Annotated in this window: 13 protein-coding genes and 1 pseudogene; 6 read left to right on the top strand and 8 right to left on the bottom strand. The window is 64.2% G+C overall.

The annotated features are described in order from the left end of the window. Positions 1-69: 69 nt before the first annotated feature. On the top strand, positions 70-3,816 hold the full coding sequence (putA, locus tag IB243_RS16025) for a trifunctional transcriptional regulator/proline dehydrogenase/L-glutamate gamma-semialdehyde dehydrogenase (RefSeq protein WP_192428286.1): 3,747 nt from the start codon (positions 70-72) through the stop codon (positions 3,814-3,816). Positions 3,817-3,917: 101 nt separating this feature from the next. On the opposite strand, the gene IB243_RS16020 is transcribed toward putA, so the two are convergent. Then, a complete protein-coding gene (locus IB243_RS16020) occupies positions 3,918-4,988 on the bottom strand; it encodes a DUF6352 family protein (RefSeq protein WP_192428284.1) in 1,071 nt (356 codons plus the stop codon). Positions 4,989-5,391: 403 nt separating this feature from the next. Between IB243_RS16020 and IB243_RS16015 the strand changes: the two genes are divergently transcribed. Then, on the top strand, positions 5,392-6,288 hold the full coding sequence (locus IB243_RS16015; protein ID WP_192428282.1) for a hypothetical protein: 897 nt from the start codon (positions 5,392-5,394) through the stop codon (positions 6,286-6,288). 67 nt (positions 6,289-6,355) lie between these two features. Here the strand turns inward: IB243_RS16015 and IB243_RS16010 are convergent, their stop codons facing one another. The 5 genes from IB243_RS16010 to guaB all read right to left on the bottom strand — a co-directional run bounded on the left by IB243_RS16010 (position 6,356) and on the right by guaB (position 11,278). Then, positions 6,356-7,357, bottom strand: coding sequence for an acyltransferase (locus tag IB243_RS16010; RefSeq protein ID WP_192428280.1), 1,002 nt, complete (start codon positions 7,355-7,357; stop codon positions 6,356-6,358). Between the two features lie 30 nt (positions 7,358-7,387). Next, on the bottom strand, positions 7,388-9,007 hold the full coding sequence (gene guaA, locus IB243_RS16005; RefSeq protein WP_192428278.1) for a glutamine-hydrolyzing GMP synthase: 1,620 nt from the start codon (positions 9,005-9,007) through the stop codon (positions 7,388-7,390). Positions 9,008-9,019: 12 nt separating this feature from the next. Further along, positions 9,020-9,454 (bottom strand): type II toxin-antitoxin system VapC family toxin, encoded by a 435-nt coding sequence (locus IB243_RS16000; RefSeq protein WP_192428276.1) that lies wholly within the window; start codon positions 9,452-9,454, stop codon positions 9,020-9,022. After that, positions 9,451-9,708, bottom strand: coding sequence for a type II toxin-antitoxin system Phd/YefM family antitoxin (locus tag IB243_RS15995; protein WP_029412806.1), 258 nt, complete (start codon positions 9,706-9,708; stop codon positions 9,451-9,453). Before IB243_RS15995 ends, IB243_RS16000 begins: the two co-directional genes overlap by 4 nt. Before the next feature lie 94 nt (positions 9,709-9,802). Next, positions 9,803-11,278 carry an IMP dehydrogenase gene (gene guaB, locus IB243_RS15990; protein ID WP_057224993.1) on the bottom strand — a complete coding sequence of 492 codons (1,476 nt, stop codon included), beginning with the start codon at positions 11,276-11,278 and terminating at the stop codon, positions 9,803-9,805. Positions 11,279-11,386: 108 nt separating this feature from the next. Here guaB and IB243_RS15985 point away from each other — a divergent pair, with 108 nt between their 5' ends. After that, positions 11,387-11,926 carry a DUF4124 domain-containing protein gene (locus IB243_RS15985; protein WP_192428274.1) on the top strand — a complete coding sequence of 180 codons (540 nt, stop codon included), beginning with the start codon at positions 11,387-11,389 and terminating at the stop codon, positions 11,924-11,926. A gap of 162 nt (positions 11,927-12,088) precedes the next feature. Here IB243_RS15985 and IB243_RS27455 read toward each other — a convergent pair. After that, positions 12,089-12,313 (bottom strand): annotated as a pseudogene (locus tag IB243_RS27455) (RnfH family protein); the annotation flags it as partial. Then, positions 12,306-12,746 carry a type II toxin-antitoxin system RatA family toxin gene (locus tag IB243_RS15975; RefSeq protein WP_010458060.1) on the bottom strand — a complete coding sequence of 147 codons (441 nt, stop codon included), beginning with the start codon at positions 12,744-12,746 and terminating at the stop codon, positions 12,306-12,308. The gene IB243_RS15975 and the pseudogene IB243_RS27455, both read right to left, overlap by 8 nt. 117 nt (positions 12,747-12,863) lie before the next feature. Between IB243_RS15975 and smpB the strand changes: the two genes are divergently transcribed. From smpB to IB243_RS15960, 3 genes are all read left to right on the top strand, one after another. Next, a complete protein-coding gene (gene smpB, locus IB243_RS15970) occupies positions 12,864-13,337 on the top strand; it encodes an SsrA-binding protein SmpB (protein WP_010458059.1) in 474 nt (157 codons plus the stop codon). Positions 13,338-13,480: 143 nt separating this feature from the next. Further along, positions 13,481-13,855, top strand: a complete 375-nt coding sequence (locus IB243_RS15965) for a hypothetical protein (protein WP_192428272.1) — start codon at positions 13,481-13,483, stop codon at positions 13,853-13,855. Positions 13,856-13,889: 34 nt separating this feature from the next. After that, positions 13,890-14,438: an RNA polymerase sigma factor gene (locus IB243_RS15960; RefSeq protein WP_192428270.1), complete on the top strand. Its 549-nt coding sequence runs from the start codon at positions 13,890-13,892 to the stop codon at positions 14,436-14,438. The last annotated feature ends 20 nt before the right edge of the window (positions 14,439-14,458 follow it).

Raw genomic sequence — 14,458 nt, 5'->3', positions numbered from 1 at the left:
GCCAATAACGCGCCCCACCCACACTTTCACCTGGTGTTGGGCCCCGCCAAACTCCTGAAAGACACCGCCATGACGCAGCCCTCCGCCCCGTTTGCAGACTTCGCGCCCCGCACACCGCTGAACAACCCGCAGCGCGCAGCCATCACCGCAGCCACCCGCCGCCCCGAGCCCGAGGCCCTGGCCCCGCTGCTGGCCCAGGCCCGCCTGCCTGCCGATCAAGCAGCGTCGGCCGAGCAACTGGCGCTGCGCATTGCCAAGGCGCTGCGCGAGCGCAAGGCCAGCGCAGGGCGCGCGGGCATCGTGCAGGGGCTGTTGCAGGAGTTCTCGCTGTCCTCGCAAGAAGGCGTGGCGCTGATGTGCCTGGCCGAGGCCCTGCTGCGCATCCCCGACAAGGCCACACGCGATGCGCTGATCCGCGACAAGATCAGCCACGGCCAGTGGGATGCCCACCTGGGCAAGAGCCCGTCGCTCTTCGTCAACGCCGCCACCTGGGGCCTGCTGATCACCGGCAAGCTGGTGGCCACACACAGTGAAGGCAGCCTGGGCAACTCGCTGGGCCGCTTGATTGGCAAGGGGGGCGAGCCGCTGATACGCAAAGGCGTAGACATGGCGATGCGCATGATGGGCGAGCAGTTTGTGACCGGCGAAACCATCGACGAAGCGCTGCGCAACGCCCGCACGATGGAAGCCGAGGGCTTTCGCTATTCGTACGACATGCTGGGCGAAGCGGCACTGACCAGCGAAGACGCCGAGTGCTACTACGCCTCGTACGAGCAAGCCATCCACGCCATTGGCAAGGCCTCTGCCGGGCGCGGCATCTATGAAGGGCCGGGCATCTCCATCAAGCTCTCGGCCCTGCACCCGCGCTACAGCCGCGCCCAGTTTGGCCGCGTCATGGACGAGCTGTACCCGCTGGTGTTGCGCCTCACGGCCCTGGCCAAGCAGTACGACATTGGCCTGAACATCGACGCCGAAGAAACCGACCGCCTGGAGCTGTCGCTGGACCTGCTGGAGCGCCTGTGCCACGAGCCCACGCTGGCGGGCTGGAACGGCATTGGCTTTGTGATCCAGGCCTACCAAAAGCGCTGCCCCTACGTCATCGACTATGTGGTGGACCTGGCCCGCCGCACCCAGCGCCGCCTGATGGTGCGCCTGGTCAAGGGCGCGTACTGGGACAGCGAAATCAAGCGCGCCCAGGTCGATGGTCTGGAGGACTACCCCGTCTACACCCGCAAAGTGCACACCGACATCTCGTACATCGCCTGCGCCAAGAAGCTGCTGGCCGCGCCCGAAGCCGTGTACCCCCAGTTCGCCACCCACAACGCCGAGACGGTGGCCACCATCTACCAACTGGCAGGCAGCAACTACTACGCCGGGCAATACGAATTTCAGTGCCTGCACGGCATGGGCGAGCCGCTGTATGAGCAGGTGGTGGGCGCCATCACCGCCGGTAAATTGGGCCGCCCGTGCCGCATCTACGCCCCCGTGGGCACACACGAAACCCTGCTGGCCTATTTGGTACGCCGTCTGCTGGAAAACGGCGCCAACACCTCGTTCGTGAACCGCATTGCCGACGAAACGATTGCACTGGATGAGCTGGTGAAGAGCCCTGTAAAGGTGGTGGACCAACAAGCTGCGGCAGAAGGCGCCGCTGGCCTGCCCCACCCGCGCATTGCCACACCCCAAGGTCTGTATGGCGCGCACCGCACCAACTCGCGTGGGCTGGATTTGTCGAACGAAAACACGCTGACCGAACTGGCCGCCACGCTGCAAGCCACGGCAAACCACGCCTGGACGGCGGCGCCGCTGCTGGCCAAGGACGTGCCCGCAGGCCCCATCCAGCCCGTGCGCAACCCCGCCGACCACCATGACGTGGTGGGCCAGGTGCAAGAAGCCACCGCCGCCGACGTAGACCAGGCCCTGGCCCACGCCCAGGCCGCCGCAGCCCCCTGGGCCGCCACACCGCCCGCCAAACGCGCCGCCGCCCTGCTGCGCGCGGCCGACCTGCTGGAAGCGCGCATGTTGCCCCTGCTGGGCCTCTTGATGCGCGAAGCGGGCAAGAGCGCCAGCAACGCCGTGGCCGAAGTGCGCGAGGCCGTGGACTTTCTGCGCTACTACGCGGCCCAGGTGCAAAGCACCTTCGACAACGCCACCCACATCCCGCTGGGCCCCGTGGCCTGCATCAGTCCCTGGAATTTCCCGCTCGCCATCTTCATGGGCCAGGTGGCGGCGGCGCTGGCTGCGGGCAACCCCGTGCTGGCCAAGCCGGCAGAGCAGACCCCGCTGATCGCCGCCGAAGCCGTTCGCCTGCTGTGGCAGGCCGGCGTGCCCTGCGCCGCAGTGCAGCTGCTGCCCGGCCAGGGCGAGACCGTGGGCGCCCGCCTGATTGGCGATGCCCGCGTGATGGGCGTGATGTTTACCGGCTCCACCGAGGTGGCGCGCATCCTTCAGCGCACCGTGGCCGGGCGCTTGGATGCTGCAGGCCGCCCCATCCCGTTGATTGCAGAAACCGGCGGGCAGAACGCGATGATCGTGGACTCGTCCGCCCTCGTCGAACAGGTAGTGGGCGACGCCGTGTCGTCCGCCTTTGACAGCGCAGGCCAGCGCTGCTCGGCCCTGCGCGTGTTGTGCGTGCAAGACGACGCAGCCGACCGCGTGGTCGAGATGCTGCAGGGCGCCATGGGCGAGCTGCGCGTTGGCAATCCGGGTGCGCTGCGCGTGGACGTGGGCCCGGTCATCGATGCCGACGCACAAGCGGGCATCACCCAACACATCGAGACCTTCAAGGCGAAGGGCCAGCGCGTGTTCCAGCACCCGAACCATGTTTCGGCAGCCGGAGCACAGGGCACCTTTGTGCCGCCAACCCTGATCGAGCTGAACCACATTGGCGAACTGCAACGCGAAGTCTTCGGCCCGGTGCTGCACCTGGTGCGATATGCCCGCAACGACCTGGACCAGTTGCTCGACCAGATCAACGCTACCGGCTACGGCCTGACGCAAGGCGTGCACACCCGCATCGACGAAACCATTGCCCGCGTGGTCAACCGCGCCCATGCCGGCAATGTCTACGTGAACCGCAACATGGTCGGCGCCGTGGTGGGCGTACAGCCGTTTGGCGGCGAAGGCCTGTCGGGCACGGGCCCCAAGGCAGGCGGGCCGCTGTATCTGCTGCGGCTGCTTTCCCAGCGACCAGCCGACGCGCTGGCCCGCACCTTTGCCGACGCGGATCGCATCGTGCCGCCCGAGGAAACGCAGCGGGAACGGCTGCTGGCCCCGCTCCATACGCTGCAGCAATGGGCTACGGCACAAGGCCATCCCGCCCTGGCCCGCACCTGCGAGCGGTTTGCCGCAGAAACCCAAAGCGGCACTGCCCGCACCCTGCCCGGCCCCACGGGCGAGCGCAATGTCTACACCCTGGCTCCGCGCAGTCGCGTGCTGTGCGTGGCGCTAGGCACCGACGACCTGCTCACACAAACCGCAGCCGTGCTCGCCACGGGCGGCACGTCGCTTTGGCCGACCGATCAAGCCGGCCTGCGGGCACAACTGCCCACGCTGGTACAGGCCCAGATCACGCTGCAGGACAACGCACTGGTGGACACCGCGGTGGAGCTGGACGCCGTGCTGCACCACGGTGACGCGACCTCTCTGCACACGGTGTGCACCGCCCTCTCCCAACGCCACGGGCCGATCGTGGGGGTAACAGCATTGCCAACCGGCGCGGTGGATATCCCGCTAGAGCGCCTGATCATCGAACGCGCGCTGAGCGTGAACACGGCGGCTGCGGGCGGGAATGCGAGCTTGATGACGATTGGATGAGCACCAGCCACCGGAGAGTCTTCTTTAGGGAGAAAAATTGAACCGAATTGGCCGCTAGCGCTTGTTGATAAAGCGCTAGAAGCTATTGATTTAATAGCATTTCAAGATGCTGATGCTAGTGGCAGATTGAGCAACAGGTTCTGCGGCTTGATGCGCACCACGCCCTCGGCGTTGGTCGCCAGCCCCAGGTACACCGGCTTGCCCGCCACATCGGCGCGCATCTCGGCTGGGTTGCCGAAAGTCAGCGTAAACAGGCTTACCAAGCGCGCCATGCGGTCGGCATCCACCGGCCGGTCCTCATACAGGTCGTTGAGGATGGCCGTGGACTCCACATCCAGCCCCACGTGCCAACGCCACGCACTGTCGGTGACCTGGTGCACAGGCTCGATGTGCACCTGCACACCCAGAAAGTGCCGCACCCAGCGCTCCAGCACCCCCGACAGCGCCTTGAGGCCCGAGCGGGCGCGCGTCATCTTGAAGGTGAGGCCATGGCTCAGGTCCTGTGTCAGTTCGTGGGTCAGGTCGAGCAAGAAGTGGTGCCGGTCGCTTTGCGCCCAATACAGCGGCGCGTTGTCGGCCGTGAGCACCTGCAGGTCGATGGCGGGCTGCAACGCTCCGCTTTGCAGCAGCAGACGGCCTACGTCCCCCAGCCCGGCGGTCTCGTTGAGCAGGTCGAGCGTGGTCCTATCGCCAGCCAGCATCTGCCCGCTTTGCTGCGCAATGCGCTGCGGGCGAAACAGCATCTCGGCCGCGCGCGCCTCCATGGCATCGTCACAGCGGTCCAGCAGATGGCGCAGCACGGCCTGCACCATGGCGTCGATGAACACGGCCGGGATGTTGACGGCCCCGCTGCGCATGAGCTGCAGATAGCAGGCCTCCAGCGAACCCGCCTCCATCAGCGCATCCCGAAATCGCAGGAACACGGTGTAGTTCTCGCGCGCATCGCTGTCCTGCACCGCTGCCAGCTCCTGAGGTGCGACGCTGCGTGCGGGCGAAGCGGCCAGCGATTCGTGCAAAGCCACCTCCGACGGGCACGACTCTGGCACCAGGGCCAGTTCGGGTCGGGTCAGCAGCCATTGCAGGTACGCATCGGTGGGCACCAGCCAGCCGCGCGTATCCCGGGCCAGTGCCTGAAAGCCGCATCCGGGCCAGAAATCAGCGGGCGCCGTCATGCGAAGGCCCTTTGCCCCAGGGGGAAGAGCGTTGTGAGGGGGCCAGTGGGGGGCATCAAGGGTCGGACCATGGAGGACGTGGGGTGGAAGCTGGGGTGGATGTGGGCGTGCAACGGGTGGTTTCACAGAAGGTTGCGGCACGGCGCGGGCACAGGCGGTGACTGCTGCCATCGCATTCTGCACAGCTTATGCGGGGCGCGGGCGCCTCTCGCCGACTGCCCCGACCCCATCAGCGAAAAGGGTGCGGCCTCGTACCGAAAAGCACCGTTTTTCCGCTGCTTACTCCGGGATTGGCGCGGGCGAATTCAGGGATCATCAGGGCAACGTCCATAGAACCCCCATCGGCCCGGTGATTGGCCCGGTGCCACGCCATGGACTGCCAGTCCATTGAAGGAGTCGCAAGATGCTCGATATTTCACAAGCCACCAACATGCTGACGTCCCTGGGCGTCTCCAGCACCATGGCGGCCAAGGCGGCCGAGCGCACGGCCCAGAATCACGCGGGCGCAGACCCTGTCACCTTTCTCAAAGAACTGCAGACCACGCTGGAACAGCTGTCTGCCGAGGCGGCGCAGGGAACAGCGGCTGGCACCACGGGGGCTACCACCACGGCCGCACAAACCAAACCCTACCAATCCACTGCGGCCCTCTACAGCAGCAAGGCCGCGGCGGAAACCGGGACGACCCAGGCCGCAGTCAAGGCGCCCTTCAGCAACCTGGAAGAATTTCGCGAATGGGAAAGTGACCTGGGCGACACTTTTGCAGAAGACTATGAAGTGCCGGACTATGTGCGGATGATTTCGATGTCGCTGAGCGGTGGGGACCAGGAAGTGGTCGGCCGCTACATGTTCTTCAAGAACCACCCTGAGTTTGCAGCCGACTATGAAGCCATTCGCAGCGGCAAACTGTCCAAGTTCCCGACGGACGGCTCGACGCTCGTCAAGAGCGACCTGACCGAGATGCCTTCGGAGACTGCATCGTTCTACAAGAAAAACACCGCCAGGCTGCTGGCGGCCGAGGGGTTCAACATGGACCCGACACTCGCCAAGATGCGAACAGATGGCGTTGTCGAGGTGCCCGACGGCGTCAATCCGTCGGAATGGCTCATGAACAACCGCTGGACGCCCGACGAAATCGTGGCCCAGAACAACCGCGTCGTTTTTGCCCGCGCACCGTACATCGGCCTGGACGGAAAAGGTGCCGACACCTACCGCCTGACCACCTACGACTCCGCCACGAACAGCATCATCAACTTCGACGGAATCGCCTACGACCCGGTCACTGGCGAAGCCAAAGCCTGATCCTGGCCCAGCATGGGGGTTTGCCTTCTTCCATGGGAGGGGGAAGGCGCGGTCTGGCATGGTCCGCCTAAATGAACCTTTTCAACCAGGGGATACGGTGGAAAACCAGTGCCACCACCAGCGCGCCCCCAAACACCAGAGCAGCCACAAGCGGCACGGTGAGCAACGGCGCATGGTCCTCGGGCTTGAAACCGTATTCCCTGAACGACTCCAACAAAATGGGGTGCACCAGATAGACGCCCAGCGTCAACGGAGCAACCCGCTGAACAGACTGCGCCCATCTACCCGCCAACGCGCATCGCTTGAGCATCAGCATCACGCTGATCGACATGGGAACGACGGACAGGCTCAGGTAGCCATAGAAATACAGCCCTTTGTCCAGCCCTTGCGCACGGCCCAGCCAGTAACAGCCCACGGCGGTGACCGCCACAGCCAACCCAAAGACCGCCATCAACACGGACAGAGGGACCTTTCTGTCACTGGTCTGGATCAGGTAGCCGCAGAGGAAATACGGCAGGTACGGCAGAAACCAGTTGATGAAGAGGCCCGCTTCATCGCCAGAGAAAACGCGGGAAAACTCGTTCGCGCCAGACAGCACAAACATCAAGGCCACGAGCCACCACAGATCGCGCCGGCTTGTGTTGCGGACCAGCGTCCTCAGGAAGGGAACGAACAGGTACAGGCACAGGATCATGTACAGAAACCACAGGTGGTAATGGGGCCACCCTCTGGCAACGCTGCGCAAGACATCCATCGCGCGCAGCTCGGCCAGGGCCCCCCGGTGGTTCCAGAGAATGTAAACCGCGCTCCAGAAAGCAATTGGCAGCAGGACCCGTGCCGCCCGCTTGCGGTAGAACTCGGCCACGCTCTCGGTCTTGCGGGGGTCGAGCAACAACGCCCCACTCACCATCACGAACACCGGCACACACCAGCGCACGAGTGCGTCGTACAGATTGCCGTACCACCAGCCGGAGGAGCCCAGCGCGGTCAGGGTCACCACGCTGGCGGCCACGTGCAGGACCACCACGGCCAGGATCGAGACGACCCTCGCAGCATCAAGCCAGATCATTGTTTCCAGGTCTTGGCGTGACAGTGCTTGTTATTCCCACTCGATCGTCGCAGGCGGCTTGCTGCTCACATCGTAGGTCACGCGGTTGATGCCACGCACCTCGTTGATGATGCGGCCTGACACCTTCTTGAGCAGCGCATAGGGCAGCTCCGCCCAATCCGCGGTCATGAAGTCGCTGGTCTGCACGGCGCGCAGTGCCACCACGTAGTCGTACGTGCGGCCATCGCCCATCACGCCCACGCTCTTGACCGGCAGGAAAACGGTGAAGGCCTGGCTGGTCAGGTCGTACCAGGTCTTGCCGGTGGATTCGTCGATGTGGTTGCGCAGCTCTTCGATGAAGATCGCGTCGGCGCGGCGCAGCAGGTCGGCATACTCTTTCTTCACCTCGCCCAGGATGCGCACGCCCAGGCCCGGGCCGGGGAATGGGTGGCGGTAGACCATTTCAGGCGGCAGGCCCAGGGCCACGCCGAGTTCGCGCACTTCATCCTTGAACAAATCGCGCAGGGGCTCCAACAGCTTGAGGCCCAGCTGCTCGGGCAGGCCGCCCACGTTGTGGTGGCTCTTGATGGTGACGGCCTTCTTGCTCTTGGCGCCGCCGGATTCGATGACATCGGGGTAGATGGTGCCCTGGGCCAGGAAGGTAGCGCCCTTGTGGCCTCCGTCACCGGCCTTCAGTTTCGCGGCTTCGGCCTTGAACACGTCGACGAACAGGCCGCCGATGATCTTGCGCTTGGCTTCGGGCTCGCTCACGCCCGCCAGCTTACCCAGGAAAAGGTCGCTGGCGTCCACGCGGATGACCTTGGCGTGCAGCTTGCCGACGAACATGTCCATGACCATGTCGCCTTCGTTCAGGCGCAGCAGGCCGTGGTCGACGAACACGCAGGTGAGCTGGTCGCCGATGGCGCGGTGAATGAGCGCTGCGGCCACGGACGAATCGACGCCGCCTGAGAGGCCGAGGATCACTTCCTCGTTACCCACCTGCTGGCGGATCTGTTCCACCGCCTCGGCAATGTGGTCGCGCATGACCCAGTCGGGGCTGGTGCCGCAGATGCCGAGCACGAAGCGGTCCAGAAGCGCTCTGCCCTGCACGGTGTGCGTGACTTCAGGGTGGAACTGCACGGCGTAGAAACGGCGGTCTTCGTCGGCCATGCCGGCGATGGGGCAGCTGTCGGTGCTAGCCATGAGTTTGAAGCCCGGGGGCAGTTCTGTGACCTTGTCGCCGTGGCTCATCCACACGTTGAGCATGCCGTGGCCTTCAGCGGTGGTGAAGTCGGCAATATCCTTGAGCAGTGCGGTGTGGCCGCGGGCGCGCACGGCGGCAAAGCCGAACTCGCGCTTGTGGCCGGTTTCGACCTTGCCACCCAGTTGCTGCGCCATGGTTTGCATGCCGTAGCAAATGCCCAGCACGGGCAGGCCCAGATCGAACACGGCCTGCGGGGCGCGGTCGGTGGTGTCTTCAGTCACGCTGGCATGGCTGCCCGACAGGATGATGCCCTTGAGCGAACCGTCCTTGGCATAGTCACGCACCCATTCGTCGGTCACATCGCACGGGTGCACTTCGCAGTACACATTGGCCTCGCGCACGCGGCGGGCGATGAGCTGGGTGACTTGCGAGCCGAAATCGAGGATGAGGATTTTCTGGTGTTGCATGGTGGTGGTCCGTCAGAGGCGGGAGAGGTCGAGAAGTGGTACACCGCTGCGCTGTGCGGCAGCGGCCTGTTGGGGATCGAATGTGGCCAGCGGCAGGCGCAGCGAGCGCGCCAGCCACATATAGGCAGCGTCAAAGGTCGGCAAACCGGTTTCCAGCGCCACATCGAGCACGGCCTTGTGCTGGGCGGGGGCGAGTTCGTGGAGCTCCACCCGATGGCGGACGGCTTCAAGCACGCCCCACAGGCCTTCGACGGCGGAAGCGGGGATGCGTCCGCTGTTCACCCCGCTGGCAAGGATGTTGTTGCACTCCCAGTGCCAGAGGTTGGGTGCCTGGGGTTCGACCTCGTCCCGGCGGATCAGCGTGTACAAGCGGCGGGTATGTTCGCTAGCGGTATCGGGCAGCAGCCAGGCTGCGGTGACGGAGGCATCAAGCACGAAGGCGGTCATGCAGTGCTCCGTCCTGTGCGACGCAGGCCATCCACCGTTGATGACCCTGCGGGCTGGATGCTGGCATGCAGCGCGTCCATCTGACCCAGCTCGCGCGTAATCTGCTCGTCGGAAATTACCGGACGGCGGCGCACGGGCAGCATGCGCACTACTTCCTTGCCATGGCGGGTGATACGCACCTCTTCGCCCTGCTCGACCAGTTCGATCAAGGCAGAGAATCTGCTTTTCGCTTCATAAATGCCGACGGACTGCATAAATAAAAAAGTCTGGCCTGAATGGTGAATTCAGACCAGACTATATCAGTCTGGCCTGATTTTTTCAATCAGGCCAGATTGGATCAACGAAGGATCAGTCAGCGCGGTAGTTCGGCGCTTCCTTGGTGATCTGCACGTCGTGCACATGGCTTTCTCGGATACCTGCAGTGGTGATCTCGACGAACTCGGCCTTGTTGTTCATCTCTTCGATCGTGGCGCAGCCGCAGTAACCCATGGAGGCACGCACGCCGCCGGCCATCTGGTAGACGATGGAAACCATGGAACCCTTGTAGGGCACGCGGCCTTCAATGCCTTCAGGCACGAGCTTGTCGGCATTGGGGTTGCCAGTGCTCGATTCCTGGAAGTAGCGGTCGGCACTGCCCTGCTGCATGGCGCCAATGGAGCCCATGCCGCGGTAGCTCTTGTAGCTGCGCCCCTGGAACAGGATGACCTCGCCGGGCGCCTCTTCAGTGCCCGCAAACATGCCGCCCATCATCACCGTGCCAGCGCCAGCGGCCAGGGCCTTGGCGATGTCGCCGCTGTAGCGAACGCCACCATCGGCAATCAGTGGCACGCCCGTGCCCTTGAGTGCGGTGGCTACGTTGTCGATGGCCATGATCTGGGGCACGCCCACGCCGGCCACGATGCGGGTGGTGCAGATGGAGCCCGGGCCGATACCGACCTTGACGGCGTCCGCACCAGCTTCGACCAGCGCCAGCGCGGCCGCGCCGGTGGCGATGTTGCCGCCGATTACATCGATCTGCGGATAGTTCTGCTTGACCCAGCGCACGCGGTCGATCACGCCCTTGCTGTGGCCATGGGCGGTGTCCACCACAATGACATCGACACCCGCCTTGACCAGCGCTTCCACGCGCTCTTCAGTGCCCTCGCCCACACCCACCGCAGCACCCACGCGCAGACGGCCAGCGGCATCACGCGCCGCATTGGGGAAGCTTGTTTGTTTGGTGATGTCCTTCACCGTGATCAGACCCTTGAGCTCAAAGGCGTCGTTGACGACCAGGATGCGTTCGAGCTTGTGCTTGTTGAGCAGCGCCTTGGCTTCGGCGGGCGTGGTGCCCTCCTTCTCATTGACCGTGATGAGTTTTTCGCGCGGGGTCATGATCTGGTGGACCTTGACGTCGTAACGCGTCTCAAAACGCAAGTCGCGGCCGGTGACGATACCCACCACCTTGCCGCCATCGCACACCGGGAAGCCCGAGATACCGAGCTGTTCGGACAGCTGCAGCACCTGCAGCACGGTGTGTTCGGGGGTGATGACCACCGGATCACGCAGCACGCCCGATTCGTAGCGCTTGACTTTGGCCACGTGGGCAGCCTGCTCTTGCGCCGTGAGGTTCTTGTGCACGATGCCGATGCCGCCCTCCTGGGCAATGGCAATGGCCAGGCGCGCCTCGGTCACGGTGTCCATGGCGGCGGACACAAGAGGCAGATTCAGCTGGATGTTACGGGAGAGTTTCGTCGCGAGGGACGTGTCCTTGGGCAGGACCTGGGAGTACGCTGGCACCAGCAACACATCGTCGAAGGTGAGCGCTTTTCCAAGAAGGCGCATGAGAAAGCTCCAAAAAACGGATTGTACCCGCGCCGCGTGTGGCGAAAACACGCCCACCCGTCCGCAACGCACTGGCGGGGGGGGAATCACATGGATAAACTTGTCCGCATGAAAATGCACAAGCTTCTCCTGCTGGCCGTGGCCTGCACCTGGACCATGGGCGCAGCAGCGCAATGGCAGTGGATCGACAAGGACGGCCGCAAGGTCTTCAGTGACCGCCCGCCACCACAGGAAACCCCTGAAAAAAACATCCTGAAGCAGCCGGGTGGTGGCGTCCCACGTTCAGCACCCGCCCCAGCGGCAGCCACGCCAGCGGATGGCGTCCCTGCGGCCACCGCCACCGCAGCAGCCTCCGCACCAAAGCCCGCCGCCAGCGCGCCGGGCAGCGGCAAGGACAAGGCCCTGGAAGAGAAAAAAGCACAGGCAGAAGCCGCGGAAGCAGCCAAGAAAAAGGCGGAGGAAGAAAAGCTGGCCAAGGCCAAGGCGGACAACTGCACACGTGCGCGTCAGGCCAAGGCAACGTTTGACTCGGGCAAGCCAGTCACTCAGTCCAACGCACAAGGCGAGCGCATCTTCCTCGACGAATCCGCCCGCGCGGCAGAATCCAAGCGCATCGAAGGCATCATCGCTGCCGACTGCAAACGCTGACGCACAGCCGCCACCAAGGGCGGTGTCAGTAGCCCGATTTCCCCCCGGCCGCTGACGGGAAAACAAACCAGTAGTGCGGGCACCCTGGCGCGCAAAACGCTCACGGCGGGCAACCTTGGGGTCCACTTTCAGCGAGCGATAAACCTCTACGCGGTCCAGGTGCTTGACAGGCGCATCCAGTGACGCAGCACGGCCCCAGATTCCCAAGGTCGGCACATCTTCTGCACTGACTTGCGGCACCAGCGCGACATCCGCCCCGCAGGCCCGCAGTGCATCGCCCACGGTAGCGCCTTGGGGCAACTCCAGCACCCATTCCTGCGTTCTGCGGGGGGCGAGACAGACCACCACCGTGACCTGCACGGTAGGCCTGAGCACCAGCTCAGCCATACACCTGCTCCGCCCGCTTCACAAATGCATCGACCATGCTGCCCGCGATGCGGTCGAACACAGGGCCCACCAGCGCGGCCAGCGCCGCGTTGTCAAAGCCGTAGTTCAGGCTCAGCTCGACCTTGCAGGCGCGCTGGCTGCCATCGCCCACGGGATGGAAGTGCCAATCGCCGTCAAGCTGCGAAAACGGCCCTTTGATGAGGTGCATCTGTACGCGCCGCCCAGCCTCGTGGGTGTTGCGCGTCACAAAGGTCTGGCGAATCCCGCTGAACGCGATGCCCACCTCGGCAGTCATGCCATCCTTGGTTTGCTCCAATACGCCCGCGTGATCGCACCATGGCAGAAATTGGGGGTAGTGCTCCACCCCGGTGACCAGGGCAAACATTTCTTCGGGGCTGTACCAGATGAGGACGGACTTGTGAACGGTTTTCATGCAGACTGTGCCCGGCATCAATGTGCGCAAGCGGGGGAAATTAGAATCGCTGCCAGCGACACCCACCCATTGTAGGGAGGCCTTTTAACTCCCGGTTTGTGCCGCATCTACATCTTCATGGCCAAAAAACCCGATCCCACGTCCCGCATTGCCGACAACAAAAAGGCGGCCTTCAATTATTTCTTCGAGGAGCGCCACGAGGCGGGCATGGTGCTGCATGGCTGGGAGGTCAAGGCGCTGCGCGAGGGCAAGGTGCAATTGACCGATGGCTATGTGCTGATCCGCGACGGCGAGCTGTATCTGCTCGGCTGCCTGATCCATGCGCTCAAAACGGCCTCCACCCACGTCAATCCCGAATCGGCGCGCACCAAAAAGCTGCTGCTCAAGAAGGACGACATCAAACATCTGATCGTCAAGGTGGAGCAAAAAGGCTACACCCTGGTGCCCCTGAACCTGCACTGGAAAAACGGCTTCGTGAAATGCGAGATCGCCCTGGCCAAGGGCAAGGCAGAGCACGACAAACGCGACACCATCAAGGACCGCGAAGGCAAGCGCGAGGTCGAACGTGCGATGAAGAGCAGGAATCGCTAGCCCCCCTGCCCCAAGAGGCCAGTTAGCACCTGTTTGAGCGAAATGCCTTTTTTCTGGTGCCGTGGAATAAACCGCTGCACCCATGTGTTTACCCCTGTGCAAGGCAGCATTCGCGCCCACCTGCACCCTCTCAGGAGAAACCCATGAAGAAATTGGTATCAATGGCTGCCGCACTCATCGCCATCGCTGGCATGGCGGGTTGCGCGTCCATGTCCGAACCCCCCGTGAAGACCGTGGACGGCGTACTCGTCGGCGCGGGCGGCATGACGCTTTACACCTTTGACCGCGACGCAACCGGCAGTGGCAAATCGGTCTGCAACGGCGCCTGCGCCACCAACTGGCCTCCCCTCGCGGCCAGCACGGCGCCAGGCGGTGACTACACCATCGTCACCCGCGATGATGGCAAGACCCAGCTGGCCTACAAGGGCAAGCCGCTGTACTACTGGATCAAGGACACCAAGCCTGGAGACAAAACGGGCGAAGGCGTGAACCAGGTGTGGCGCACCGCACGGCCGTAAGAGCCCGCGCAGCGCAACACAGGCCCCACACGGCATGAATCGCACCCAGGTCATCGAACAGCTGCCGGGCCTGCGCCGCTACGCGCGGGTGCTGACGGGCGACAGCTGGGCTGCCGATGACCTGGTCCAGGACACGCTGGAGCGGGCCTGCAGCAAGTGGCTGCTTTGGCGCAACGGCAGCGACCTTCGCGCATGGTTGTTCACCCTGATGCACAACCTGTATCTCAACCAACGCCGCGCGTTGCCCGCGCTGCCCCCTCTGGCCATCGATGAGGTTCAAGACCAGCTGCAAGTCGCCCGCGCGCCCTCAGATGACGCCCGGGACCTGGAGCGCTGCCTGCAGCGCCTGCCCGCCGACCAGCGGGCCGTGCTGCTGCTAGTGGCGATGGAGGACATGAGCTACGAAGATACCGCACGCATCCTGAACATTCCGGTGGGTACCGTCATGTCACGCCTGTCGCGAGCCCGCATGCGCCTGCGGGTGCTGATGGACCGGGAGCCCACACCAGGCTCGGCACCGGCCGCCCCGGCGGGCCCAGCCGCAGCAGCAGGTACGCCGCCTGCGATGCGCCGCCTCAAATAGCCACCCTGACCCGATCCTCC

This window comes from Acidovorax sp. ACV01 (assembly GCF_014851495.1).
Lineage (GTDB): Bacteria > Pseudomonadota > Gammaproteobacteria > Burkholderiales > Burkholderiaceae_C > Acidovorax > Acidovorax radicis.
Note: the sequence above shows the minus strand (reverse complement) of the source record. Positions and strands in the feature narration are given on the sequence as shown.